This window comes from Colwellia marinimaniae, from assembly GCF_002207865.1.
In the GTDB taxonomy this organism is placed as follows: Bacteria; Pseudomonadota; Gammaproteobacteria; order Enterobacterales; family Alteromonadaceae; genus Colwellia; species Colwellia marinimaniae.
Genome location: NZ_BDQM01000546.1, coordinates 1 through 232, shown reverse-complemented (window position 1 = coordinate 232; position 232 = coordinate 1). Strand labels below are relative to the sequence as shown.

The 232-nt window shown below is 45.7% G+C and carries 1 protein-coding gene; it reads left to right on the top strand.

All coding sequences use genetic code 11. From position 1 onward, the window contains the following. The coding region (locus tag MTCD1_RS21105) for a hypothetical protein (RefSeq protein WP_438819317.1) at positions 1-176 on the top strand (176 nt) is incomplete at its 5' end. Between the last annotated feature and the right edge of the window lie 56 nt (positions 177-232).

Sequence of the window (232 nt, the reverse complement as noted above, 5' to 3'; positions counted from 1 at the left end):
TCTATGCCCTTAGTTTTGTTGAGCTTGGAGCTTTGTTTTTCTGCGGGTTATTGCTTCTTTCCAGCATAAGCGGCTACATGATACCCACTATCGCCATCGGCATTGCCTCTGCATCGTTCATTCATATATGCATCCTTGTTTTCCAACTATATAATTTGACCAGAGAACAAGAATAACCCGGCCTCAGCGCCGGGTTTTCTTTGCCTCACGATCGCCCCCAAAACACATAACC